Consider the following 23,960-nt stretch of genomic DNA (forward strand, 5'->3'; position numbering starts at 1 on the left):
GGAGGTATGTGCCGGAACATCACCGAACTGCGCGGGCTGGAGCCGCCGGCCACTGCCCAGGAAATCGCGGCCGCGGCGCGCCAGTATGTGCGCAAAGTCAGCGGGATCACCCATCCCTCGGCTGCCAACGCGGAAGCGTTTGAAGCCGCGGTCGCCGAAGTCACTGCGACCACGACACGGTTGCTCGCCGGGCTAGCCCCCCGGCGGCAGCCGCCAAAGACGGTTCCGCCGTTGCGCCGACCAGAGGTGGTGGCGCGGTTGGCGGGCTCGCAATCGCCATGACGCCCGCGCTGAAGGAGTGGAGCGCCGCGGTGCACGCGCTACTGGACGGGCGCCAGAAGGTGCTGCTGCGCAAGGGTGGCATCGGTGAGAAGCGATTCGAGGTTGCGGCGCAAGAGTTTTTGCTGTTTCCGACGGTGGCGCACAGTCACACCGAGCGGGTTCGACCCGAGCACCGGGATCTACTGACCGCCGCCGCTGCCGATAGTACCGACGACCACCTGCTGATCCGTGCGGCAGCGAAAGTTGTTGCCGCACTGCCCGTCAACCGTCCGGAGGGGCTGGGAGAAATCGAGGATCTGCACATCTGGACCGCAGAGTCGGTACGGTCCGAGCGGCTCGACTTCCGGCCCAAACACAAGCTTGCCGTGCTGGTGGTGTCGGCGATCCCGCTCGCCGAGCCCGTGCGGGTGCGCCGCGTTCCGGAGTTCGGGGGGTGCACCAGTTGGGTCCAGTTGCCGATTGCGCCGAGCAAGGCGGCACCGGTGCACGACGAGGCGCTGCTATCGCAGGTCGCTGCCCGCGTCCGTGATGCCGTCGGCTGACTGGCCGGCGCCTGAAACCCGCAACGTCAACTCCGATCGGTTACCACCAATTCACGCAATCCGACATGTTGCTGCGCTGGCCCGGTGACTTCCAGTTTCACGTAGCGGGCTAGCCGCGGCGGCGCAAGCTCGGTCTCCGTTTCGCTGAAATGCTCACCATCAACGGAGGTGAACAGGCGCAAGGAGCTCGGCGCAACATCAGTCCACGTCGTCGCGATCTTGGTGAGCTGCCGTGGCTGGCCCAAGTCGACGGTGAGGGAGCCCGCGGTTCCGTTGGGCGCCCAGCTGGTCGCGTTGTTGCCGTCGACCGCAGCCTCGGCGTACCGTCCCGGCTCCTCCGATGTGGCGGTCGCGGGTCGGCACCGAGCGACATCGCTGGTCGGTGTGAGATCCGGGCGCCGGGTCTGGAGGACCAGCGGCTCTTGCGCGCTCACCACATGGTCCCGGTCCGTGGCGTGCACCGTGAATGGCTCACCGTCGCGAAGGCTGACCTGTGTGGTCTGGGGCCCGATAGCGATGTCGAAGGTGCGGCCCTGCCAATGCAGGTTGGCAACTTCCACGCCGTCGGCGAGCTGCGGCGGCAGCATCGGGTCGACGACGATGCCGTCGGCGCGCAATCGCAGGCCGGTCAGACCGAAGGTGAACACCTGCGTGAATCCGCCGCCGCCGGTCAGGAAGCTAAACGCCGGAGGCCCGGTGCGCGCACTGCCACTGTCATCGCGAGTTTCCGAAAGCTGCGCGAATGGCGCTCTGAGGTATGGCAGCACGGAACGGTCCAGGTAGGTGTTGGTCGCACACCCCGGTTCGCCGGTGGCGGCCGCGTCGATTGCGTGCACGGCATCCGTCATGGCAGGACCGTCCGGGTCGGTGCGCGGTGCGTAGAAGTCGAGGGTGTTGGTCGCGGCTTCACGTGACATCGGCCACTCCAACGGATATTGGAGCAATACGGAGTCGGCCTGCTTGATCGTGCTGTCTCGGTAGCCGTCGTACTGCATAAACACCTTGTGGCTCGGGTCGAACGGAATCCGCAGGTGTTCGGCGATCTGTTCCCATCGCTGGGGTGCCGTTTCGCCAATCAGCCGCGCCGCTTCGGTGGCGCGGGTGAGCGCCATAGCGGCGCCCGCGTTGGTGAATACGCCATCGGTGACACCGTTGCTGTACTCGTCGGGCCCGGCGACGTTGGCAACCGAGTAGCTCCCGTCACGATTGACCCGCACGCGGCCGGCCCAGTACTCGGCGACCGCCTGCAGGACCGGCCAGCCGTCGTGGCGTAGCCATTGCCGGTCGCCGGTGGCCAGGTAGTACTGCCACATGGCAAACCCGACGTCACTTTGCAGATGGTTTTGGGTCAGGCAGTGCGGCGGATCCCAGCTGTGGCAGTCGGCGTATACATCGCCGGTGTCCGCACTCGTCCACGGGTAGAAAGCGCCCTTCTCGCCGATCGATTGCGCGTTACGGCGCGCTGCCGGCAGCGTTGTCACCCGGTAATCGATGATGTTGCGCGCGATTTCGGGGTGCGCGAGCAGCAGGTTCGGGTACATCCACAGCTCGGTATCCCAAAAGATCAGCCCGGCGTAGTTGTCACTGCTCAGCCCGGCCGGCGCGACGCTGCTGGCCTGACCCTCACGGATGCTGGACAGCAGGGCGTAGTTCGTTGAACGCAACGCGTCCTGCAGCTGTGGACGCCCGACAACTCGGACGTCGCTTCGCCACAACCGCGACCACTGCTCGGCATGCGTCGCGAACACATTGCCCCAACCGCGCTCGGCCGCATCCCGGGAGAACCGCACCGCGGTCGAGGCATCTCGGCGCCTGGTGTCCACGCCCACGAACTTTGCGAATTCGTAGGTGTGACCCGGCTCGACTTGGAAATCGACGGCATGCTCAGCGGTCAGACCGTCGGCGCGGTGGTGGTGTTCGCGCACCTTTGCTGACGGACCGGCCTGCAGCGTTGACGCGACCGCGCCGTTCACACCCACCCCGTCGGTGGAAAAGCCGACATGAATGGTGTTTTCGTCGGCACCAGACCCGGTCGGCTGTACCCGCCGTGCTCCGGCCCCATCGATTCGGTCGACCACCTGAGCCGGTCCGCTCCAGTGCGGCGTCATCTTCAGGCGCACCGCCCCGACGTGCGGGTTCGCTCGATCGGCCAGCACCTGGTACTCCAGGTCCGTCGCACGCCCGTCTGGTGTCGTCCACGTCAACGACGTGCGCAGTAGCCCGCACCTGACGTTGAGCGTCTGCCGAAAATTCGACACCTGCTTCGGGGACACTTCGGGCGAGTACTTGTGGGCGCCTTGCTGTACCTCCAACGTCGACCACGTGGGTATCGCCGCGATGGCACGCCGGGGCACGGAGCTCTGCTTGGTCGGAGCCACGGAGTACAAGCCCGCGGTGAAAGCGCCGTCGAAACGCGGTGTGAAGAGGGGGAATCCGGTCTCCTCACCGGTCTGCGCATACCCCATGCCCGCCGGCGGCACTTGTTGCGACAGGTAGCCGTTGCCGACGAAGGCGTGCCGGCCATACGAGTTGTCGAACTCGTCAGACGTGAACTCCCAACCCGGTCCACCATCGCAGCGATCGGCCGCTGCCGGGGTCGCCTGGGTCGGTGCCACGGCGGAAGCGGTCAGCATCCCGGCCGCAACAACGGTGCAGAATCGGGTGAAGAGCCGACCGCGGCGCGCTCGAGTCTGAAACGCCGGGGTCACATCGGCCCGGTGGGCATTCTGGTCGGCCTTCACGTGAGCGAACCCCCAGGTGAACGTCGTGCGCCCGGCACGGTGGGCCGTTCGACTCCGAAGTCGGCTGCCCTGAGGGCGGATCGCGCGGCGGTGGGCACCACAGCGCCCGCGCCGCCCAGCGAACAACTGGTCAATACCTCGATCATGTAACGCACCAAATCGTCAATAGTTCCATCATGGGTGGGCTTGACCCCGTCCAATCGGTACGGGTCCGGCGGCTTGCGCCGTGTGAGCAAGTCGGTCTTGAACTCGACGGGAGCCGAGCATACCCAGAGCCGGTCGCGGACGCGAACCACACAGGCAGCGCGGGTCTGCACCCCAGCCAAATCGCGCGACGCTGCAATCAATGACGGGCAGATATCCCAAATGCTATGGAAAGCAGTGCTATTGAGGTGCAGAGGCGGAAACGGCCGGCTCCAGATTTTGCTGACCGACCGTGCCGCGGCGGAGGAGTTCAGGGATGCTAGCGCCCGCGTTGGGCGCTCATCGATCGTTGACGTGCTGCACTGCGCTACTGCGCATTTCAATCCGCGGTCGGCGCATCTCCGGGCCAAGCCCGTCGAGCCGCCATTTCGGCTCTCTCGGCCGAATCGCATTGACTGCCAGGCTAATTCGTCTCAATCCCAGATCCCGTGCGGACGCGTCATTCGGGTGATTCGTCGCTGCCCGCGTCCGTGATGTCGTTGGCTGACTGGTCGACACCGAGCAGCAGCCGCGACTGGCCGAAGTACACCGAGTGGGTGGCCGGTTGCACCTGCCGTCCGGTCAGGGTCGGCTCGTCGGTGCCCAGGTGGCGGGCATAACGCGGGAACCAGCTGCCCGCAATCAAGACGCGAATACGCGAGCCGGCCTTGAAGCGGTGAGCGATCGGATCGAGTTCGATGCGGACCGTTTCGGGCGCGTCGCCCAGTCGCTGGTAACCGTCACTGACGTTGCGGGATCGCCCGTTGCTGTCGACCTCACTGATCCGGACAAACACGTCGACGTTGGGATTGTCCGAGCTGTGGGTCAACTCGATCACCGGGTGCCCGTGAATCCACAGATCATGGGTCAGCGCGGAGCCGGTAAAGGTGAGCACGTCATTGCGTGAAGCGAGCCGACTGTCGTTGCGATAGCCGGCTTTGGAGGACAACAGCGGGCCGCCGATGGTCGGGGTGGGATCGGTGGGGTCGTAGCGGAACGTTGCCGGTGTCGTTGCGTCGGGCGGCGCGATCTCGCTGAGGCGGCCGGTGGGGTGCAGGTAGAGCTCATGGTCAGTGGTTTTCGGCGGCCAGTCCGAAAGGTGGCGCCAGCCCTCGCCGGTCACGTAGACGCGAACCGCGTCGGGCCGGCGCAACTCGCCCGTGCCGCCCAGGTGGGTGTCGAGCCAGTCCAACGTTTCTTGTGCGCCGACGGCCAGCCCTTTGCTGAGTAGCTGCGAGTGGGTCCATGGGCCGATGGTCAGCGCGACGTCCACGCCGCGGTCGCGCAGATGCCGATACTGCTGCAACGTCTGTTGCACAAAGACGTCTTGCCAACCGCCGACCAGAAGTACCGGAACCTGCACCCGGTCCAATGCGTCCTGGGAGCGCATCCGGTCCCAAAACGGATCGCTGTGGTCGGTGTGCTCGACCCACGATTCGAACCACGGCGCCCCCGTACCGAGCAGCGTCCTGGCCGATTCACCCATCGGTAATTCGGCCGCCGCTCGCGCCACCCGGCGCGGGGCGGTCAGTTGGCGGATTCCGGTCCGGATGCGCACCGGATCTTCCTGGCGGGCGACCAACTCGCTCCAGCCCAGGAAGTCGTTGATGGCAAACGAGCCGGTGCCCCAGACCGAGGACCGTAAGTCGTGGGGGCCCGCGGTGATCACCGCCGCGGCCAGCTCCGGAGGCGGATCCTGCAACAACGCCCACTGGGTGAACCCCAGGTAGGACACCCCGATGGTGGCGAACCGGCCGGTGAACCAGGGCTGCCGGCGCAGCCACTCGACGGTGTCCGCGCCGTCGGCCGCCTCGTTGACCATTGGCTCGAACTGCCCGGCGGACCCGAAGGTTCCCCGCACGCTCTGCAGCACGACGTGGTAGCCGCGGGCGGCATACAGGCGGGCGAACACCAACGAGAACGGAAATCCGCGCCCGTAGGGTCCGCGGACCAGCACGGTCCCGGCAGGTCGCGACGTAGTGGGGCAGTAGTGGTCGGCCACCAGGTGGACACCGTCGCGCATCGGGACTCCGACGCGGCTCACGGTGTAGCGGGTGGTCGCGCGCGGTAGGCCCAATAAGCCGCCGAGAGCGCCGCCGGCCGCGCTGCCGCCGACTCGTTTGGTCAAGGCGCGCAGCGTGGGCTGCCCGACGTCGGTCGAAGTGATGCTCATATCCCCAGGTTAGCCACGCTCGCTAGCGGAGCTAGAAAACGTAGTAGGGGGCAAGCTCATTTGCCCGCTGCAGGTTGGTTGCCTGGCAGTCGACATCGGGCTCGGAGTAGACGGTGGAGTAGTAGAGCGACTGCTGGATCACCCCGTAGCTGGTTTTGAAGGTGACCATGCAGGAGGAGAACCAGAAGCTGTTGTGATAGGTCGGCTTCATCACCCAGTACTGAGCCGCCCGGTGGCCCGCGATAGTGGTCTCGATGGCATCCGGCGGCAGGGTCTGAGCGTAGCTGCGCCAGACGATCGTTTCGACGGCCATCTGGTAGTTGCCCGCATCGAAGTGGCACCGCAACCCATCCTCGTGTTCGGGCGGCGTGTAGGCCAGACCGAGTCGCTGCACGGCGTCGAACGGGATGTCTTCGCACGCGTCGAACGGGCGTACGTTGTTGGTCTCCACGATCGGGCTCTTCATCGTGCTCGACAGCGGCGCGGTGGTTGAGCGCAGATCGATGCTTTCGCCTCTGGTGGGGGCCGGCGCGACGCCCTGCCAGCCGATCACCGCCGCTGCGACCAGTGCGCCAAGCGCTCCGGCCAGACGCACTTTGGTAAGCACGACACCCCCTGCCTTTGGGCGGTCCCTTTGCCCGGAGTGTACAAGTCGGCTCCGCGCCGCCACAGTCAAACGAGAACTTGTTCTAGTCCGGGGGGTTGATTTCTTGGTGGCCAACTCGAGCGTGGCGCAGCTCGAATTTCGCCCTGACCCGCGATGAAGTGCGCTTGGTGGCGCCCAGCGCAAGAATGTCTGGGTGTTTGAGATCAACCCGGAGCAATGGGTGCGCTCAGCGGCGCATGTCACCGGGCAGGGGGAGGACTTGGCGGCCGGACATTTGTCGTCCGATCATCGGATCCAGGCCGCTCAGTCCGGGTGGCAGGGCGCGTCGGCGCTGGCTCTCAATGCCGCCATGGACGACTGGCTGGAAATGTCGAGGGCGTTGTTGAGCAGAATCGGCGATCATGCACGCGGCCTGCATCAAGCCGCCGTCGCGCATACGGCGGAAGAGGAGGAGCGGGCCCGCGCGCTCGCCCAAGTGGGCGTTGGTTGTGATCGGTGTCGCTGACGGTCGCCGATATCGATCGGTGGGACGCGCAAGCGGTTCGGGAAGTGTTCCACGCGGCCACCGCCCGAGCCCAGGTGAGCTTGGAGGTGTCGCGTCAGCTGGCCACGCTGTCGATTTTTGCCAACTCCGGTGGCAAGACCGCCGAGGCTGCCGCGCATCAGAACGCGGGACTTCGCCGCGATCTCGACGCCCACGGTAATGAAGCGTTGGCAGTTGCGAGGGCGGCGGATCGGGCCGCTGATGGGATTGTGAAGGTCCAATCGGAGTTGGCCGCGTTGCGCAAAGCCGCCGCGGCCGCCGAACTGCAGATCGATGCGCTGAGCAACCGGGTGGTGCCGATTCCGGGCTTGCGCCACACCGAGTCCGAATGGGCGCGGGTGCTTGCCAAGCAAGCCGAGCTGCAGGCTGACCTGGGGGCGATTGTGGTTGAGGCGAACACCATCGACGAGGAATTGGCGTCGGCGGTCAACATGGCCGACGGCGATTCGCCCATCCCGGCCGAGGCTGGTGCGCCGGTCGGACCCGAGGGGCTGACACCGACTCAGCGGGCCAGCGATGCCAACGAGGAGCTGTTGCGTGAGGAACGCGCCAAGCTGCGAGCCCGGATTGGGCAGTTGCAGGGGCGCTATGACCAGCTGGCGGCGCGGGCCGCCAGCGACTACAACAACGGCATCCTCGACAGCGATGCGATGGGCCAGCTCGCCGCCCTTGACGATCAGCTGACCGCCGCCAAGGGCCGGCTGGGCGATCTCGATGCGGTTGATCAGGCCTTGAGCCGCGCCCCGGAAACGTACTTGGCCCAGTTGCGGCTTCCGGACGACCCGCACCAGCAGGTGCTGGCGGCGGTGGCTGTTGGCAATCCGGACACCGCAGCCAATGTTTCGGTGACCGTGCCCGGAGTCGGTTCCACCACCCGGGGCACCTTGCCGGGCATGGTTTCCGAGGCACGCAACCTTCGGCTTGAGGAAATGCGGCAGTTGAAGAATTCCGGCAAACCGACGTCGGTCGCCACGATCGCGTGGATGGGCTATGAGCCGCCCCCCAACCCGCTCGACACCGCAAGTGCGGGTGACCTGTGGCAGACCATGACCGATGGGCAGGCACGTGCGGGCGCCGGCGATTTGTCCAGGTATTTGCAGCAGGTGCGCGCCAATAACCCCTCCGGCCACCTCACCGTGTTGGGGCACTCCTATGGCTCGTTGACGGCGTCGCTAGCTCTGCAGGACCTCAACGCCCATGGCGCGCATCCCGTCAACGATGTCGTGTTCTACGGTTCACCCGGCCTGGAGCTCTACAGCCCGGCTCAGCTGGGACTCGAGCACGGGCATGCTTATGTCATGCAGGCGCCGCACGATTTGATCACCAGCGTGGTGGCCCCGCTGGCCCCGCTACACGGTTGGGGGCCGGACCCGTATCTGACTCCCGGGTTGACGGAGTTGTCGTCACAGGCCGGTTTCGATCCCGGCGGGATCTGGCGGGACGGGGCGTATGCCCATGGCGATTATCCGCGAGTCTTCCAAGATGCCGCCGGGCAGCCACAGCTGCGGATGTCAGGCTATAACCTGGCGGCGATCGCCGCTGGGCTGCCGGACAATAAGGTCGGCGCGCCGCTGCTCCCGCCGGTTCTGGGCGGCGGGATGCCGGCAGCGCCCGGCCACGTATTGGCGGGAGGGCATTGATGCGGTGGCGGCTGGTGGGGTTGTTGGCGCTGGTTTGTGTGCTGGTGCTGGGATGTGGTCCCAGTGGTTCTGGTGGTCTTGGGCGTGGTGGTGAGCAGGAGGGCCCGTTGAGTCCGGAGAAGGTTGCTGAACTGGAGAACCCGTTGCGGGCCAAGCCTTCGTTGGAGGCGGCCAAGGATCAGTACCGCGCGGCGGTGACCCGGATGGCCGATGCGATCGCGGCCCTGGTGCCGGGGTTGACCTGGTCGATGGATGTGGACAGCTGGAATGGGTGTGGAGGCGACTACGAGTGGACCAGGGCCAGAACGGCGTATTTCATGGTCGGATTCAGCGGGCCGATTCCCGACGACAAGTGGCCGCAGGCTGTTCAGATTGTCAAAGATGGTGGGCAGCAATTCGGCGCCACCACCTTTGGGGTGATGAAGGACAAGCCGGGTGACCATGACGTCTACCTCGCCGGGCACGGGGGCGTCGAGTTCAAACTGGGCACCCAGGTGGCCTCATCGCTCACGGCACAGTCGGACTGCCGGATCAGTGAGACCCACACACCCAGCCCACCGCCGACCCCTTAGCCTGGGGCCTTGAACCCCGCCGCTGCACCCGAGGTGTGCGGGACCCAAGGATTTCGTCTCCACTTCACCGGGTCGTTAGGCTGGTGAGTCGTGACAGGACACGAATCGACCGGCGGGGCGCAGCCGACGTTGTGGGCTGTCTCCGATCTGCACACCGGTCACATGGGCAACAAGCCGGTCACCGAGTCGCTGTACCCCTCCTCGCCAGAGGACTGGCTGATCGTCGCCGGCGACGTTGCCGAGCGCACCGACGAGATTCGTTGGTCGCTGGACTTGCTGCGGCGGCGATTCGCAAAGGTGATCTGGGTGCCCGGAAACCATGAGCTTTGGACCACCACCCGCGATCCGATGCAGATTTTTGGCCGGGCGCGCTATGACTACCTGGTCAACATGTGCGACGAAATGGGCGTGGTGACACCCGAGCACCCCTTCCCGGTATGGACCGAACGGGGTGGCCCGGCCACCATCGTGCCGATGTTCTTGCTGTACGACTACTCGTTTCTGCCCAGCGGCGCGACCACCAAAGCCGAGGGCATGGCCATCGCGAAGCAACGCAATGTGGTGGCCACCGACGAATTCCTGCTCTCGCCCGAGCCCTATGCCACCCGGGATGCCTGGTGCCGCGAGCGGGTTGCCGCTACCCGCGCCCGCCTCGAACAGCTCGACTGGATGCAGCCCACCGTGCTGGTGAATCACTTCCCGCTGCTGCGCGAACCGTGTGACGCGATGTTCTACCCGGAATTCTCGATGTGGTGTGGAACCACCAAGACGGCCGACTGGCATACCCGCTACAACGCGCTGTGTTCGGTCTACGGCCATCTGCACATCCCGCGCACCACATGGCATGACGGCGTGCGCTTTGAAGAGGTGTCGGTGGGCTACCCGCGGGAATGGCGTCGACGCAAGCCCTACAGCTGGCTGCGTCAGGTGTTGCCGGACCCCCAGTACGCGCCGGGGTACCTCAACGACTTCGGCGGTCATTTCGTGATCACTCCGGAGATGAGGGCGCAGGCCACCAAGTTCCGGGAAAGACTGCGGCAGCGGCAGGAGCGGTGACAATCAGCATGTTGGTGTCGTCGGTTCTACCCGGCACCGTGGTCGATGATCTGGCGTATGCGGAGCTGTACTCGGACCCGCCCGGCCTGGTGCCGCTGCCCGAAGAGGAACCACTGATCGCCAGGTCGGTTGCCAAGCGGCGCAACGAGTTCATCACCGTCCGCCACTGTGCTCGCGTCGCGTTGGGCGACCTCGGTGTGCCGCCGGTGCCGATTCTCAAGGGCGACAAGGGGCAACCGTGCTGGCCCGACGGCGTGGTGGGTAGCCTCACCCACTGCTCGGGCTACCGCGGTGCCGTGGTCGGTCGCAGCGCCGCGGTGCGTTCGGTGGGCATCGACGCCGAACCGCACGACGTGTTGCCCAACGGCGTGCTCGATGCGATCAGCTTGCCCGAAGAGCGCGACGAGATACCGTCGGCAATGCCGGACGGCCTGCACTGGGACCGAATACTGTTCTGCGCCAAGGAAGCAACCTACAAAGTATGGTTTCCGCTGACCAATCGGTGGCTGGGATTCGAGGACGCGCACATCACCTTCGAGGCCGATGACTCGGGGCGGACCGGCCGCTTTGTCTCCCGCATCTTGATCGATCCGAGTGCGCTGTGGGGCCCGCCCCTGACGACACTTCACGGTCGATGGTCGGTTGAGCGCGGGCTGGTGCTGACCGCGATCGTGCTATGAGCCGGCAGAACGCCGGTCCCGGCTTTGGCCCGGGCATCGTTGTGGTCGACAAGCCGGGGGGAATGACCAGCCACGACGTGGTTGGGCGCTGCCGCAGGATCTTCGGCACCCGCCGGGTCGGCCACGCGGGAACCCTGGACCCGATGGCCACCGGTGTGCTGGTGATCGGCATCGAGCGTGCCACCAAGATCCTTGGCCTGCTGACCGCCACCTCGAAGTCGTACGCCGCCACCATCCGGTTGGGCCAGACGACCTCCACCGAGGACGCCGAAGGCGAGCCGCTGGCCTCGGCGTCCACCGAACATGTCGCACCCGAGGCAATCGCCGCGGCGATCTTGGATTTGACCGGCGACATCAGACAAGTTCCGTCGGCGGTCAGCGCGATCAAGGTGGACGGCCGGCGCGCGTATCAACTGGCCCGGGAAGGCCAGACGGTCGAGCTTGCGGCGCGCCCGGTGCGCATCGACCGATTCGAGCTGATGGATCTGCGACGCGGCGCCGATGTGGTCGATATCGACGTCGAAGTCGACTGCTCGTCGGGGACCTACATCCGCGCCCTGGCGCGCGATCTTGGTGCGGCGCTCGATGTGGGAGGTCATTTGACGTCGCTGCGGCGCACCCGCGTTGGTCACTTCGACCTGTCCCAGGCCGCGTCACTCGACGAGCTGGTCGAGCGGCCGGCGCTGAGCCTGACCCTCGATCAGGCCTGCCTGCTGATGTTTCCGCGCCGCGACCTCACCGTCGACGAATCTCAGTCCGTGGGCAACGGTCGTCCCCTTGAACCGGCCGGAATCGACGGCATCTACGCCGCCAGCGATGCCGATGGCCGGGTGATTGCGCTGTTGCGCGACGAGGGACGCCGCACCAAGTCGGTGGTGGTGATCCGCCCGGCGACGATGTAGGGGACCCGCCCCTAAAGTCGATGCGGCCGGGTTGCACACTGTGCAAGAGGGGTCGTTCCGGCCTTTCAGCCGCTAGGGGGGGCCTGGAAGGGTAGTAGGGGTAAAGATGCCTAACAACGGGTCGAACAGGGTTTTTGTCATCGGCGTCGGCATGACGAAGTTTGAGAAGCCGGGTCGTCGTGAAGGCTGGGATTATCCCGACATGGCGCGCGAGTCGGGAACCAACGCGCTCAATGACGCCGGCATCGAGTACCGCGAAGTCGAGCACGCCTACATCGGCTATGTCTATGGAGAGTCGACGTCGGGCCAGCGGGCGCTCTACGAACTGGGTATGACGGGCATTCCGGTCGTCAACGTCAACAACAACTGCTCCACCGGTTCCACCGCGTTGTTCCTGGCGGCACAGGCGATCCGCGGCGGACTCGCCGACTGCACCGTCGCGCTGGGCTTCGAGAAGATGAAGCCGGGCTCGCTGTCCTCGTCCTACGACGACCGCACGCAACCGATGGACAAACACGTCAAGGCGCTGGCCCAAATAGCCGAATTCGCGTTTCCGGTGGCTCCCTGGATGTTTGGGGCCGCCGGACGCGAACACATGCAGCAGTACGGCAGCACGGCCGAGCACTTCGCCAAGATTGGCTTCAAGAACCACAAGCATTCGGTCAACAACCCGTTCGCGCAGTTCCAGGAGGCCTACACGCTCGACGACATCCTGGCGTCGCGGATGATCTACGAGCCACTCACCAAGCTGCAGTGTTCGCCGACCTCCGACGGTTCGGGGGCGGCGATCCTGGCGTCGGAATCCTTCGTCGACAGCCACGGGCTGGCTGGGCGAGCGGTCGAGATCGTCGGCCAGGCCATGACCACCGACTTCGCGTCGACCTTCGACGGCAGCGCCAAGAACCTCATCGGATACGACATGAATGTCCAAGCGGCACAGCGCGTTTACCAACAATCTGGACTTGGCCCCGAAGATTTTCAAGTGATCGAGCTGCACGACTGCTTCTCGGCCAACGAGTTGTTGCTCTACGAAGCGCTGGGCCTGTGCGGCCAAGGTGAGGCACCCAAACTGATCGACAACGGCGACACCACCTACGGCGGACGTTGGGTGGTCAACCCTTCGGGTGGGCTGATCTCCAAGGGGCATCCGCTCGGTGCGACCGGTCTGGCCCAGTGCTGCGAGCTCACCTGGCAGCTTCGTGGCACCGCCGACAGGAGGCAGGTCGACAACGTCACGGCCGCGCTACAGCACAATATCGGGCTCGGTGGCGCCGCCGTGGTCACCGCCTACCAGCGCGCCGAACGCTGAGCGGCGAGCGGGCGGCGAGGCGGCTCCGATGATCGAGTGGTCCGACACAGATCTGATGATGCGCGACGCGGTTCGTCAATTCATCGACAGGGAGATTCGGCCAAATCTGGATGAACTGGAAACCGGTGCGCTATCGCCGTATCCGATCATGCGCAAGCTGTTCAGTCAGTTCGGTTTGGATGTGCTGGCAGCCGAATCGGTCAAGTCGATATTGGACGCCGAGCGCGCCAACCAAGGCGAAAAGCGGCACCGAACCAGCGGTTCGGGTGGCCTGGGGCCCCAGGCGTCGATGGCCGCGGTGCTGGTGTCCGAGCTCGCCGGAGTCAGCATCGGCTTGCTGAGCACGGTCGCGGTGAGCCTTGGATTGGGCGCGGCGACCATCATGAGCCGCGGCACGCTGGCGCAGAAGCAGCGCTGGTTGCCCGAGTTGATGACGCTGGAAAAGATCGCGGCCTGGGCGATCACCGAGCCGGATTCCGGCTCGGATGCGTTCGGCGGCATGAAGACTCACGTCAAACGTGACGGCGCCGACTACATCCTCAACGGTCAGAAGACTTTCATCACCAACGGTCCTTACGCCGACGTGTTGTTGGTGTACGCCAAACTCGACGAGGCCGGAGCCACGTCCTCGGACCGGCGGGACCGGCCGGTACTCATCTTTGTGCTCGAATCGGGTATGGAAGGCCTCACGCAAGGCAAGCCATTCAAGAAAATGGGCATGATGTCCTCGCCGACCGGCGAGTTGTTCTTCGACAACGTGCGGCTGACTCCGGACCGTCTGCTCGGCGAGAGTGAACACCACGGCGACGGTGACGGACGTGAGAGCGCCCGTGCCAATTTCGCTGTGGAACGTCTCGGGGTGGCGCTGATGGCGCTGGGCATCATCAACGAATGTCACCGGTTGTGCGTGGACTACGCAAAGACTCGTACGTTGTGGGGCAAGAACATCGGGCAGTTCCAACTGATCCAGCTCAAGCTGGCCAAGATGGAGGTGGCCCGAATCAACGTCGAGAACATGGTCTTTCAGACACTCGAGAAGCTCAAGGCGGGCAGGGAACCGACACTGGCCGAAGCGTCGGCGATCAAGCTGTACTCCTCCGAAGCCGCCACCGACGTCGCGATGGAGGCCGTCCAGTTATTTGGCGGCAACGGCTACATGGCCGAGTACCGGGTGGAACAGCTTGCGCGCGATGCAAAGTCGCTGATGATCTATGCCGGAAGCAATGAGGTCCAGGTAACTCACATCGCCAAGGGCCTACTTGGCTGAGGTCGGATCAGACCGATCAGGCCACCACCCAGATCGCTCGCGCCGCGGGGCTCCCCAAATCGACCGTGTTCGCGGCGCCGTCGGCCGATTCGATCGCCACCGAGATCATGCCGGCGAATTCACGCCGGGTCAGGACCCGCAGCTGCGAGTCGAGGTTGATCCCGACACTGTCGAAATACCGCAGCATCTCCGGGTCGGCATCGGATATGCGTGCCACGGTCGCGGTGTCACCATCCCGACAGGCCCACAGCTGGCGGGCCGGTGGGGTGGGCACTTGCCCGTCGGAGGCGGGAATGGGATCACCATGGGGATCCCGCCGCGGGAAGCCCAGCTTCGCGTCGATCCGGGCCACCAGGCGATCCGATACCGCGTGCTCGAGCACCTCGGCCTCGTCGTGCACCTCATCCCAGCCGTAGCCGAGCTCATTGACCAGGAAGGTTTCCAAGAGCCGGTGCCGGCGCACCATCGCCAGCGCGGCTCGCCGCCCCGAGTCGGTCAGGGTCACTGCACCGTACTTTTCGTGGTCAACCAGGCCCTGCTCGGCGAGTTTGCGTATCGACTCCGAAGCGGTGCTGGCCGACACGCCGATCTTCTCCGCCAGCATCTTGGTGCTGACCCTTTCCCGCGACCACTCCTGAGCCGTCCAAATGACTTTCAGATAGTCCTGGGCAACCGTGGTGAGACCGCCAGGCTCCTCGTCAGCCCTCACAAGGAGAAAGTTTAGGCAACCCACGCCTGATCGGCGGTCCAGCCCGCCAAACGAGCGTGTCCCGGTGGGCCCCGATGACCGTCCGAGCGCGCGCCGAACCCGCTCGGACAGTGCCGCCAAGACCCGCCAACCCCAGCGATGCTGTACGCCGCGGTCCCATCGCGCCGTAGGCTTGCGGTTGTGCAGCGGTGGCGTGGCCAGGACGAGATCCCCACGGACTGGGGCAGATGCGTGCTCACCGTCGGGGTATTCGACGGTGTGCACCGCGGGCATGCCGAGTTGATCGCGCACGCCGTGAAGGCCGGTAGGGCGCGCGGCGTGCCGACCGTGATGATGACCTTCGATCCACACCCGATGGAAGTGGTCTACCCCGGCAGCCACCCGGCGCAGCTGACGACGCTGACCCGTCGCGCTGAGTTGGTCGAAGAGCTGGGCATCGACGTGTTCCTGGTGATGCCGTTCACCACCGATTTCATGAAGCTCACACCGGATCGCTTCATCCACGAACTGCTGGTCGAGCACCTGCACGTGGTCGAGGTCGTGGTCGGTGAGAACTTCACCTTCGGCAAGAAGGCGGCCGGCAGCGTCGACACCCTGCGCCACGCCGGCGAGCGATTCGGGTTCGCCGTGGAGGCCATGTCGCTGGTGTCCGAGCACCACAGCAACGAGACCGTGACATTCTCGTCCACCTACATCCGGTCGTGTGTGGACGCCGGTGATGTCATGGCGGCCACCGAAGCCCTGGGCCGCCCGCATCGCGTCGAGGGCGTCGTGGTCCGCGGCTACGGGCGTGGCGCCGAACTGGGGTTCCCCACCGCTAACGTTGCGCCCCCGATGTATTCGGCCATACCGGCCGACGGGGTCTACGCCGCCTGGTTCACCGTCCTGGGACACGGCCCGGTGACCGGCGCGGTCATACCGGGGGAGCGTTACCAGGCGGCCGTCTCGGTCGGGACCAACCCGACTTTCTCCGGACGCACCCGCACGGTCGAGGCGTTTGTCCTGGACACCGCCGCGGACCTCTACGGTCAGCACGTGGCGCTGGACTTCGTTGCCCGCATCCGAGGCCAGAAGAAATTCGCTTCCGTGCCCGAACTGGTCGCCGAGATCGGGGCGGATACCGAACGGACCCGGGTCCTGCTGTCGACCGGCTGACCCGCGGCGTTTGTGTCTGTCGGCCACACCGCTGCTAGACTGCCCGACGACATCGGCGCGTGCTGCGGTTCGCGGTGGCCGCGCCGGCTAATCCCTGATCGCGGACCAATTGATGGAGATGTTTCGTGGCGCTGACTGCCGAGCAGAAAAAGGAAATTCTGAATTCCTACGGTCTTCATGAGACCGACACCGGATCCCCGGAGGCGCAGATTGCGCTGCTGACCAAGCGGATCTCTGACCTCACCGAGCACCTCAAGGTGCACAAGCACGACCACCACTCGCGGCGTGGACTGCTGCTCCTGGTGGGGCGCCGGCGCCGGCTGATCAAGTACATCTCCCAGATCGATGTGCAGCGCTATCGCTCGCTCATTGAGCGGCTGGGCCTGCGTCGCTGACCCCCGGCGCGATGCGCGCCTTGTTCTTGGCCGTGCTGATGGCTCTGGCGGTGCCGGCATCCGGCGTCTTGGTGGGTTGCTCGTCAACCACCAAGGCCGCCGACCTGGCGGTGGGTGACTGCCTCAAACTTGCCGGACCGCCGGACCGGCCGCAGGCCACCAAGGCCGCGTGCGGCAGCGAGGACTCCAACTTCAAGGTCGTTGCCGTCGCCAAGGATGGGACCGACCGCACGGAGTGCCCGGCCGACGTGGATTCGTCGTACTCCAGCCGCAACGTGCTGGGCGGCGCAAACAGCACCCTGTGCCTGGACGTCGACTGGGTGCTGGGCAGTTGTATGAGTGTCGACCCGGACCACAAGACCGACCCGTTTCGAGTGGGCTGCAACGACGCGTCGGCGCCGCACCGGCAACGGGCCACCCAGATTCTCCAAGATGTCGCATCCCCGGTCACCGTGGATCAGTGCGCCAGCGGTGTGGGCTACACCTACACCGAACGGCGGTTCGTTGTCTGTGTGGAGGACGTCGGCGGCAGTTCCCAGACGTAGTGGGTGAGTTTGATCGTTCCATCAGGAGAAGTCGATGCCCTTCCCGGTCGCTGAGAAGTACATCCTCGACACCGAGGAGAAGCTCGGAGTTACCTTCCCCGCGGCGTTCCGGGCGAAGATGATGGCCGATAACGGTGGAGCTGTCGAGACGTCCTCGGACGTCTGGGACTTGCACCCCTTCTTTGACACGAGCGACAAACAGCGGCTGAAGCGGACCTGCAATGACATTGTCCGCGAGACGGCAAGCTCCAAGGAATGGTTCGGCTTTCCGGTCAACGCCGTCGCCATTGGGGCCAACGGTTGCGGCGACCGGCTCGTGTTGTTGCCTGGTGTGAATGGTTCGGCATTGCGCGACGAGGTGTTCTGCTGGGACCACGAGTTGGGCGAGCTCGAGAAGGTCGCCGACGATTTCGCGGAACTGGAATTGGCTTAGACCCGGAGCCCTCGATAATCGTCGACAGGTTCCCATCATGGCCGGGCATCGTGGCGAATTGGCCGGTGTACAGTGAGGAAGTTCTGGGCCCATTCGGCCCAGGCACTGTGGTGCGGTTCACGCAGATCCGCGTGCGCCGTTCCAGCGAGTCGCTACGCATGTCCGAGGGAGCAGCCCTGCCTGTATCGGGCGGTCTTCGGTAGTGGCTGCCGGGCACCCCGGATCTGGGGAAAGTCCGGCCGCTTCGATCGACGGCCGTAGCCGCATCCAGGCCGGCCCATCTGGGTCCGCGAGGAGTCCTGCAAACTCATCGGGTTACGTGTGACGCCGCGAAACAGCTGAATAACCCAGAGAGGGCCGCACGGACGTTATGTCTGTAGCTGAAACTGAAGAAGGCGTGTTCGAAGCAACCGCCACCATCGACAACGGGAGCTTCGGCACCCGCACCATCCGTTTCGAGACTGGCCGATTGGCCCAGCAGGCCGCCGGCTCGGTGGTCGCATACCTCGACGACGAGAACATGTTGCTGTCGGCGACCACCGCCAGCAAGAACCCCAAAGAGCATTTCGACTTCTTTCCGCTGACCGTCGATGTCGAAGAGCGGATGTATGCCGCCGGCCGCATCCCCGGTTCGTTCTTCCGTCGTGAGGGCCGCCCCTCCACCGACGCGATCCTGACCTGCCGGCTCATCGACCGCCCGCTGCGGCCGTCGTTCGTCAACGGACTGCGCAACGAGATCCAGGTCGTGGTGACGATTCTGAGCCTGGACCCCAACGACCTCTACGACGTGGTGGCGATCAACGCCGCGTCGGCCTCCACCCAACTGGCCGGGCTGCCGTTCTCTGGTCCCGTCGGGGGCGTGCGGGTGGCCCTCATCGACGGCCAGTGGGTCGCATTCCCCAACGTCGAGCAGCTCGAGCGCGCCGTGTTCGACATGGTGGTTGCCGGCCGGATTGTCGGCACCGAGGAAGACGGCACGCCCGACGTCGCGATCATGATGGTCGAGGCCGAGGCCACCGACAAGGTCATCGAGCTGGTTGAGGGTGGCGCCCCGGCGCCGACCGAGAGCGTGGTCGCGCAGGGTCTGGAAGCGGCCAAGCCGTTCATCGCGGCGCTGTGCACCGCGCAGCAGGAGCTGGCCGACGCATCTGGGGCCACCGCCAAGACCGGTGCCGAATATCCGGTGTTCCCCGAATACGGCGACGACGTCTACTACGCGGTGTCCTCGGTGGCTACCGATGGACTGGCCGCGGCGTTGACCATCGGTGGTAAGGCCGAACGAAACCAGCGCACCGAGGAAATCAAGGCCGAGGTGCTCGAACGGCTGGCCGACACCTACGAGGGCCGGGAAAAAGAGATCGGCGCCGCGTTCCGCTCGCTGACCAAGAAGCTGGTACGGCAGCGCATCGTCACCGATCACTTCCGCATCGACGGCCGCGGCATCACCGACATCCGCGCATTGTCGGCCGAAGTCGCCCTGGTTCCGCGGGCCCACGGCAGCGCGCTGTTCGAGCGCGGTGAGACCCAGATTCTCGGCGTGACCACGCTGGACATGGTCAAGATGGCGCAGCAGATCGACTCGCTGGGGCCGGAGACCACCAAGCGGTACATGCACCACTACAACTTCCCGCCGTTCTCCACTGGTGAGACCGGCCGGGTCGGTTCGCCCAAGCGACGGGAGATCGGGCACGGTGCGCTGGCGGAGCGGGCGCTGATGCCGGTGCTGCCCAGCGTTGAGGAATTCCCGTACGCCATTCGCCAGGTATCCGAAGCGCTGGGTTCCAACGGCTCGACCTCGATGGGGTCGGTGTGCGCTTCGACGCTGGCGCTGCTCAACGCCGGTGTGCCGTTGAAGGCGCCGGTGGCCGGTATCGCCATGGGCCTGGTGTCCGACGATGTCGAGGTGGACGGCAAGACCGAGCGCCGTTTCGTCACCTTGACCGACATCCTGGGCGCCGAAGACGCGTTCGGTGACATGGACTTCAAGGTCGCCGGAACCAAGGACTTCGTCACGGCACTGCAGCTGGACACCAAGCTCGACGGGATCCCGTCGCAGGTTCTGGCCGGTGCGCTGGCCCAGGCGAAGGATGCGCGCCTGACCATCCTCGAGGTCATGGCCGAGGCCATTGACACGCCCGACGAGATGAGCCCGTACGCGCCTCGGGTGACCACCATCAAGGTTCCGGTGGACAAGATCGGTGAGGTGATCGGGCCCAAGGGCAAGGTCATCAACTCGATCACCGAGGAGACCGGCGCGCAAATCTCCATCGAGGACGATGGCACCGTGTTCGTCGGCGCCACCGACGGGCCGTCGGCTCAGGCTGCCATCGACAAGATCAACGCCATCGCCAACCCACAACTGCCCACCGTTGGTGAGCGGTTCCTGGGCACGGTGGTCAAGACGACCGACTTCGGTGCGTTTGTGTCGCTGCTGCCCGGTCGCGATGGCCTGGTGCACATCTCCAAGCTGGGCAAGGGCAAGCGCATCGCCAAGGTCGAGGACGTCGTCACTGTCGGCGACAAGCTGCGGGTGGAGATCGCCGACATCGACAAGCGCGGCAAGATCTCGCTGGTGTTGGTGGCCGAGGACGACGATTCAGCCGCTGCGGCGGCCGCCGATTCCCCGGCGCCGGCCGATGCCGCCACGGCAAGTAGCTGACCCTGCGGCCGTCCCGGCACTGCGCCGCACCACACTGCCGGGCGGTCTGCGGGTCGTCACCGAATACCTGCCTGCGGTGCGCTCCGCGTCGGTCGGGGTCTGGGTAGGGGTCGGGTCGCGGGACGAGGGCACGACGGTGGCCGGTGCCGCGCACTTCCTCGAGCACCTGCTCTTCAAGTCGACCCCGACCCGCACCGCGGTGGACATCGCTCAGGCGATGGACGCCGTCGGCGGGGAGCTCAACGCGTTCACCGCCAAGGAGCACACCTGCTACTACGCGCACGTGCTCGACAACGACCTAGAGCTGGCCGTGGAACTGGTGGCCGACGTGGTGCTCAACGGACGCTGCGCCGCCGACGATGTCGAGCTGGAACGTGACGTCGTTCTCGAGGAGATCGCGATGCGCGACGATGACCCCGAGGACGCACTGGCGGACATGTTCTTGACGGCCATGTACGGTGACCATCCGGTCGGCCGGCCGGTGATTGGCAGTACCCAATCCGTCTCGGCGATGACGCGAGCCCAGCTGCACTCGTTTCACATGCGCCGCTACACACCGGATCGGATGGTCGTCGCGGTAGCCGGCAATGTCGACCACAACCAGGTGGTCGGGTTGGTGCGCGAGCACTTCGGGCCACGCTTGGTCCGCGGCCGCCGGCCCGTCGCCCCGCGCAAGGGCACGGGCCGGGTCAACGGCACCCCGCAGCTGGTGCTGGCGGACCGGGAAGCCGAACAGACCCACGTGTCGTTGGGAGTCCGCACGCCCGGACGTGGCTGGGAGCACCGCTGGGCTTTGTCGGTGCTACATACCGCGCTGGGCGGCGGATTGAGCTCGCGGCTGTTCCAGGAGATCCGCGAGTCCCGCGGTCTTGCCTATTCGGTCTATTCGGCGCTGGACATCTTCGCTGACAGTGGAGCGCTGTCGGTGTATGCCGCCTGTCTTCCGGAACGTTTCGCCGAAGTGATGCGCGTGACCAGAGAGGTGCTGGAGGCGGTGGCACGCGACGGCATCACCGAGTCCGAATGCCGTATCGCCAAGGGCTCGCTGCGTGGCGGGCTGGTGCTGGGGCTGGAGGATTCCAGCTCGCGAATGAGCCGTATCGGCCGCAGCGAATTGAACTACGGTAAGCACCGCACTATCGAGCACACTTTGCAGCAAATCGATCGGGTCACGGTCGACGAGGTCAACGCACTGGCCCGCCGGCTGCTGGTGAAACGATATGGCGCCGCGGTTCTCGGCCCGCATACCTCGAAACGACAGCTGCCGCAACAACTTCGAGCGATGGTAAATTAGGTCGATGGTACTGGGTTTCTGGGACATCGCGGTACCCATCGTGGGTGCTCCGATGGCGGGCGGCCCAGGAACCCCGGCCTTGGCCGCGGCCGTGTCGAACGCGGGCGGGCTGGGCTTCGTCGCTGGCGGGTATCGGACCGCCGACCAGTTCGCCGATGACATCTCCGCTGCGCGGGCCGCCACCACCGGCCCGATCGGAGCCAATATCTTTGTGCCCCAGCCCAGCGTCGCCGACTGGTTGCAGCTGGAGTACTACGCAGAAGAACTCGCGGAGGTCGCCGAGTACTACCACGTCGAGGTGGGACAACCCATTCACGGCGATGACGACGAGTGGGAACGCAAGCTCGAAGTCGTGGCCGACATTCGTCCGGAGCTGGTGTCGTTCACCTTCGGTGCGCCGCCGCCCGATGTGGTCCGTCAGCTCAGTGCGCTGGGGTTGTTGGTTTCGGTCACGGTGACGTCGGCTTATGAGGCCGGGGTGGCCATCGCGGCCGGCGCTGACAACCTGGTGGTTCAGGGCCCCGGCGCGGGCGGGCATCGCGGTACGTTCGCGCCGGATACGGAGCCGGGCGAGGAGTCCCTGCACCAACTACTCGATCACATCGGCCATACCCACGATGTGCCGCTGATCGCGGCGGGCGGTCTTGGTACCGCCGACGAAGTCGCAGCCGTGCTGCGCAGGGGAGCGGTTGCTGCACAGGTGGGGACGGCGCTGTTGCTTGCTGATGAAGCGGGTACCAGCTCGGTGCACCGAGTTGCCCTGAAGAACCCGGAGTTCGACTCCACGCTAGTCACCCGTGCTTTCTCCGGCCGCTATGCGCGAGGGCTGGCGAACAACTTCACTCGACTGCTTGACCGGGTCGCGCCGCTTGGCTATCCGGAGGTCAATCAGATGACCAAGCCCATCCGGGCGGCGGCGATCGAGGCGGACGACCCCCACGGAACAAACCTGTGGGCGGGGACGGCCTACCGGGCGGCCCAGGCGGGACCGGCGGCCGACATCGTTGCGGCCCTGGCGCCGGACGTGTGGTCGCTGTAGGTCCGGCCCAACGGCCCCCGACGCGACACTGGCCACCTGCATGGTGGGCAGGTGGCCAGCGTCGGTTGTGATTCGGTTAGCCGAGCACGCTCGCCGGGTCGGTGAACGGCAGGTCGAGGTCGGCGGCCACGTGATCTGCCAGCAGCGCGCCTTCGTGAGTCGAAAGGCCTTTAGCCAGTGCAGAATCCGAGAGGCAGGCCGCTTGCCAACCCAGGTCGGCGAGCTTGAGCACGTAGGGCATGGTCGCGTTGGTTAGCGCGTAGGTCGACGTGCGGGGCGCGGCGCCGGGCATGTTCGCGACGCAGTAGAACACCGTGTCGTGGACGGTGAACGTCGGCGACGTGTGCGTGGTCGGCCGGGAGTCCTCGAAGCAGCCGCCCTGGTCGATGGAGATGTCCACCAGCACGGCGCCCTTCTTCATCCGCGCTACCAGCGAGTTCGGAATCAACTTGGGTGCCTTGGCGCCGGGCACCAGCACGGCCCCGATCAGCAGGTCGGCGTTGACTGCCGCATCCTCGAGGTCGAGGGTCGACGAGTAGCGGGTCCGGACACGACCGCCGAACTCCGCGTCGATCTGGCGGAGCTTGTTGATGTTGACATCCAGCACGGTGACCATCGCGCCCATGCCGTTGGCGACGCGGGCGGCGTTGTAGCCGGCCGTGCCCGCGCCGATCACCACGACGTCGGCCGGCTTGACGCCGGGGACGCCGCCCATCAGCACGCCGCGACCGCCGTGGGTGCGCATCAGGTGGTAGGCGCCAGCCTGGGCGGACAGGCGCCCGGCGACCTCGCTCATGGGGGCCAGCAGCGGCAATGCGCCGTCGGCGGTCTGCACCGTCTCGTAGGCGATGGAGGTGGTGCCGGACTGCAGCAGGGCATCGGTGCAGGCGCGCGAGGCGGCCAGGTGCAGGTAGGTGAACAGGGTCTGGCCCCGGCGCAGCCGGCCGTACTCGGACTCGATCGGCTCCTTGACCTTGAGCAGCAGGTCCGCATCCGCCCACACCTGGTCGGCGGTGCTGATCAGCTGGGCACCGGCGGCCTTGAAGTCGGAGTCGGAGATGGCGGAGCCTTCTCCGGCACCGGCCTGGATCAGCACCTCGTGGCCGCGCTTGGTCAAGGCGGCGACGCCGGCCGGGGTGATCGCAACCCGGAATTCGTTGTCTTTGGTTTCGGTTGGAATACCGACTCGCATATTCGCTCCTGCCGATTTGGTGGGGGTTTGACGGGCTTGTG

Annotated in this window: 22 protein-coding genes; 17 read left to right on the forward strand and 5 right to left on the reverse strand. The window is 65.8% G+C overall.

Features of this window, described 5'->3' with window-relative positions:
- Positions 1-6 precede the first annotated feature (6 nt).
- Both CCUG20998_RS09125 and CCUG20998_RS09130 read left to right on the forward strand, forming a co-directional pair.
- Entirely contained in the window at positions 7-282 is a 276-nt protein-coding gene (locus CCUG20998_RS09125) for a DUF2277 family protein (RefSeq protein WP_012393701.1), read from the forward strand.
- Positions 279-824: a DUF1802 family protein gene (locus tag CCUG20998_RS09130; protein WP_020728335.1), complete on the forward strand. Its 546-nt coding sequence runs from the start codon at positions 279-281 to the stop codon at positions 822-824. Before CCUG20998_RS09125 ends, CCUG20998_RS09130 begins: the two co-directional genes overlap by 4 nt.
- 26 nt (positions 825-850) lie before the next feature.
- Here the strand turns inward: CCUG20998_RS09130 and CCUG20998_RS09135 are convergent, their stop codons facing one another.
- From CCUG20998_RS09135 to CCUG20998_RS09150, 3 genes are all read right to left on the reverse strand, one after another.
- On the reverse strand, positions 851-3,565 hold the full coding sequence (locus CCUG20998_RS09135) for a discoidin domain-containing protein (protein ID WP_020728336.1): 2,715 nt from the start codon (positions 3,563-3,565) through the stop codon (positions 851-853).
- Positions 3,566-4,208: 643 nt separating this feature from the next.
- Entirely contained in the window at positions 4,209-5,921 is a 1,713-nt protein-coding gene (locus CCUG20998_RS09145; RefSeq protein ID WP_020728338.1) for a CocE/NonD family hydrolase, read from the reverse strand.
- Positions 5,922-5,952: 31 nt separating this feature from the next.
- Positions 5,953-6,528, reverse strand: coding sequence for a hypothetical protein (locus tag CCUG20998_RS09150; protein WP_020728339.1), 576 nt, complete (start codon positions 6,526-6,528; stop codon positions 5,953-5,955).
- Positions 6,529-6,721: 193 nt separating this feature from the next.
- Between CCUG20998_RS09150 and CCUG20998_RS09155 the strand changes: the two genes are divergently transcribed.
- The 8 genes from CCUG20998_RS09155 (at position 6,722) to CCUG20998_RS09190 (ending at position 14,498) form a co-directional block, all read left to right on the forward strand.
- Positions 6,722-7,033: a WXG100 family type VII secretion target gene (locus CCUG20998_RS09155; RefSeq protein ID WP_036455447.1), complete on the forward strand. Its 312-nt coding sequence runs from the start codon at positions 6,722-6,724 to the stop codon at positions 7,031-7,033.
- A complete protein-coding gene (locus CCUG20998_RS09160) occupies positions 7,024-8,712 on the forward strand; it encodes an alpha/beta hydrolase family protein (RefSeq protein ID WP_020728341.1) in 1,689 nt (562 codons plus the stop codon). Before CCUG20998_RS09155 ends, CCUG20998_RS09160 begins: the two co-directional genes overlap by 10 nt.
- Positions 8,712-9,284 carry an LppA family lipoprotein gene (locus CCUG20998_RS09165; protein ID WP_020728342.1) on the forward strand — a complete coding sequence of 191 codons (573 nt, stop codon included), beginning with the start codon at positions 8,712-8,714 and terminating at the stop codon, positions 9,282-9,284. The genes CCUG20998_RS09160 and CCUG20998_RS09165 overlap by 1 nt, the downstream gene beginning before the upstream one ends.
- Before the next feature lie 90 nt (positions 9,285-9,374).
- A complete protein-coding gene (locus CCUG20998_RS09170; RefSeq protein WP_012393709.1) occupies positions 9,375-10,340 on the forward strand; it encodes a metallophosphoesterase family protein in 966 nt (321 codons plus the stop codon).
- Positions 10,337-11,020 carry a 4'-phosphopantetheinyl transferase PptT gene (gene pptT, locus CCUG20998_RS09175; protein WP_012393710.1) on the forward strand — a complete coding sequence of 228 codons (684 nt, stop codon included), beginning with the start codon at positions 10,337-10,339 and terminating at the stop codon, positions 11,018-11,020. Before CCUG20998_RS09170 ends, pptT begins: the two co-directional genes overlap by 4 nt.
- On the forward strand, positions 11,017-11,922 hold the full coding sequence (truB, locus tag CCUG20998_RS09180; RefSeq protein WP_020728343.1) for a tRNA pseudouridine(55) synthase TruB: 906 nt from the start codon (positions 11,017-11,019) through the stop codon (positions 11,920-11,922). The genes pptT and truB overlap by 4 nt, the downstream gene beginning before the upstream one ends.
- Positions 11,923-12,028: 106 nt before the next feature.
- Positions 12,029-13,231, forward strand: coding sequence for a lipid-transfer protein (locus CCUG20998_RS09185; protein ID WP_036455448.1), 1,203 nt, complete (start codon positions 12,029-12,031; stop codon positions 13,229-13,231).
- A gap of 28 nt (positions 13,232-13,259) precedes the next feature.
- Entirely contained in the window at positions 13,260-14,498 is a 1,239-nt protein-coding gene (locus tag CCUG20998_RS09190) for an acyl-CoA dehydrogenase family protein (protein ID WP_020728345.1), read from the forward strand.
- Between the two features lie 16 nt (positions 14,499-14,514).
- On the opposite strand, the gene mntR is transcribed toward CCUG20998_RS09190, so the two are convergent.
- Complete coding sequence (gene mntR, locus CCUG20998_RS09195) at positions 14,515-15,207, reverse strand: manganese-binding transcriptional regulator MntR (protein ID WP_012393714.1); 693 nt, start codon at positions 15,205-15,207, stop codon at positions 14,515-14,517.
- A 180-nt stretch (positions 15,208-15,387) separates the two neighbouring features.
- Here mntR and CCUG20998_RS09200 point away from each other — a divergent pair, with 180 nt between their 5' ends.
- The 7 genes from CCUG20998_RS09200 (at position 15,388) to CCUG20998_RS09230 (ending at position 22,727) form a co-directional block, all read left to right on the forward strand.
- On the forward strand, positions 15,388-16,362 hold the full coding sequence (locus CCUG20998_RS09200) for a bifunctional riboflavin kinase/FAD synthetase (RefSeq protein WP_012393715.1): 975 nt from the start codon (positions 15,388-15,390) through the stop codon (positions 16,360-16,362).
- A 125-nt stretch (positions 16,363-16,487) separates the two neighbouring features.
- Complete coding sequence (rpsO, locus tag CCUG20998_RS09205; RefSeq protein WP_011740180.1) at positions 16,488-16,757, forward strand: 30S ribosomal protein S15; 270 nt, start codon at positions 16,488-16,490, stop codon at positions 16,755-16,757.
- Between the two features lie 11 nt (positions 16,758-16,768).
- Complete coding sequence (gene lppU / locus CCUG20998_RS09210; protein ID WP_036455451.1) at positions 16,769-17,302, forward strand: LppU family putative lipoprotein; 534 nt, start codon at positions 16,769-16,771, stop codon at positions 17,300-17,302.
- Between the two features lie 34 nt (positions 17,303-17,336).
- On the forward strand, positions 17,337-17,735 hold the full coding sequence (locus CCUG20998_RS09215; protein ID WP_020728347.1) for an SMI1/KNR4 family protein: 399 nt from the start codon (positions 17,337-17,339) through the stop codon (positions 17,733-17,735).
- A gap of 370 nt (positions 17,736-18,105) precedes the next feature.
- Entirely contained in the window at positions 18,106-20,394 is a 2,289-nt protein-coding gene (locus CCUG20998_RS09220) for a polyribonucleotide nucleotidyltransferase (RefSeq protein WP_036455454.1), read from the forward strand.
- Complete coding sequence (locus tag CCUG20998_RS09225) at positions 20,372-21,688, forward strand: M16 family metallopeptidase (RefSeq protein ID WP_020728349.1); 1,317 nt, start codon at positions 20,372-20,374, stop codon at positions 21,686-21,688. Before CCUG20998_RS09220 ends, CCUG20998_RS09225 begins: the two co-directional genes overlap by 23 nt.
- Before the next feature lie 4 nt (positions 21,689-21,692).
- The gene (locus CCUG20998_RS09230) at positions 21,693-22,727 is read left to right on the forward strand and encodes a nitronate monooxygenase (protein ID WP_012393719.1); all 1,035 of its coding nucleotides are present in this window, start codon (positions 21,693-21,695) and stop codon (positions 22,725-22,727) included.
- Positions 22,728-22,803: 76 nt separating this feature from the next.
- On the opposite strand, the gene ald is transcribed toward CCUG20998_RS09230, so the two are convergent.
- Positions 22,804-23,919, reverse strand: a complete 1,116-nt coding sequence (gene ald / locus CCUG20998_RS09235; protein ID WP_020728350.1) for an alanine dehydrogenase — start codon at positions 23,917-23,919, stop codon at positions 22,804-22,806.
- Positions 23,920-23,960: the final 41 nt, after the last annotated feature.

Source organism: Mycobacterium marinum, from assembly GCF_003391395.1.
In the GTDB taxonomy this organism is placed as follows: Bacteria; Actinomycetota; Actinomycetes; order Mycobacteriales; family Mycobacteriaceae; genus Mycobacterium; species Mycobacterium marinum.

Excerpts from the sequence above, each read along its gene's own strand:
- CCUG20998_RS09215 (WP_020728347.1), top strand. The coding sequence starts at position 17,337 with ATGCCCTTCCCGGTCGCTGAGAAGTACATCCTCGACACCGAGGAGAAG.
- lppU (WP_036455451.1), top strand. The coding sequence starts at position 16,769 with ATGCGCGCCTTGTTCTTGGCCGTGCTGATGGCTCTGGCGGTGCCGGCA.
- CCUG20998_RS09165 (WP_020728342.1), top strand. The coding sequence starts at position 8,712 with ATGCGGTGGCGGCTGGTGGGGTTGTTGGCGCTGGTTTGTGTGCTGGTG.
- ald (WP_020728350.1), bottom strand. The coding sequence starts at position 23,919 with ATGCGAGTCGGTATTCCAACCGAAACCAAAGACAACGAATTCCGGGTT.
- CCUG20998_RS09125 (WP_012393701.1), top strand. The coding sequence starts at position 7 with ATGTGCCGGAACATCACCGAACTGCGCGGGCTGGAGCCGCCGGCCACT.
- truB (WP_020728343.1), top strand. The coding sequence starts at position 11,017 with ATGAGCCGGCAGAACGCCGGTCCCGGCTTTGGCCCGGGCATCGTTGTG.
- CCUG20998_RS09220 (WP_036455454.1), top strand. The coding sequence starts at position 18,106 with ATGTCTGTAGCTGAAACTGAAGAAGGCGTGTTCGAAGCAACCGCCACC.
- CCUG20998_RS09225 (WP_020728349.1), top strand. The coding sequence starts at position 20,372 with ATGCCGCCACGGCAAGTAGCTGACCCTGCGGCCGTCCCGGCACTGCGC.
- CCUG20998_RS09230 (WP_012393719.1), top strand. The coding sequence starts at position 21,693 with ATGGTACTGGGTTTCTGGGACATCGCGGTACCCATCGTGGGTGCTCCG.
- CCUG20998_RS09185 (WP_036455448.1), top strand. The coding sequence starts at position 12,029 with ATGCCTAACAACGGGTCGAACAGGGTTTTTGTCATCGGCGTCGGCATG.
- CCUG20998_RS09145 (WP_020728338.1), bottom strand. The coding sequence starts at position 5,921 with ATGAGCATCACTTCGACCGACGTCGGGCAGCCCACGCTGCGCGCCTTG.
- CCUG20998_RS09190 (WP_020728345.1), top strand. The coding sequence starts at position 13,260 with ATGATCGAGTGGTCCGACACAGATCTGATGATGCGCGACGCGGTTCGT.
- CCUG20998_RS09130 (WP_020728335.1), top strand. The coding sequence starts at position 279 with ATGACGCCCGCGCTGAAGGAGTGGAGCGCCGCGGTGCACGCGCTACTG.